1 protein-coding gene is annotated in these 549 nt (G+C 45.5%); it reads left to right on the plus strand.

The genetic code is table 11. The features are described from left to right. Positions 1-549, plus strand: a 549-nt coding sequence (locus HMPREF9441_RS15115; RefSeq protein WP_008622680.1) for a putative LPS assembly protein LptD, incomplete at both ends; no start/stop codon positions are given.

Below are 549 nucleotides of genomic sequence, written 5' to 3' on the forward strand. Positions count from 1 at the left end.
ATATGCTGGGCGACTAAAAGACAGTCTTGGCGAGTATAGCCAGCACCCTGTATTTAAGCAGGGTAGTGATGTTATTGAGCCGGACTCTATCCGCTTCAACTACCGCAACCAAAAGGCGATTATCCGCAACGCCTACACTAAGCAGGACGAGAACAATGTAAAGGGCGAAATCATCAAGAAAGAGAACGACTCTACTTACTTTATGCGCAACGCCATCATTACTACGGCCGAAGACCTCGACGACCCCGATTATTACATCAAAGTATACAAAGCTAAGTTCGTACCTAAAAAGAAGATTATCGCAGGCTTCAGCAATATGTATATAGTCGATATCCCTACCCCTATCGCTATCCCATTTGCTTATTACCCAATGGTATCGGGGCGCTCTTCAGGGCTTATCTTTCCTACCTTTGGCGAGGTGAATAACCGCGGTTATTTCCTTCAGAACATAGGCTATTACTTTGTAGTTAGCAATAATTTCGACCTTGCCCTCACAGCCGATTATTACACTAATGGCAGCTACGGACTGCGTGCCCAATCGGCCTATGT

This window comes from Paraprevotella clara YIT 11840, assembly GCF_000233955.1.
Lineage (GTDB): Bacteria > Bacteroidota > Bacteroidia > Bacteroidales > Bacteroidaceae > Paraprevotella > Paraprevotella clara.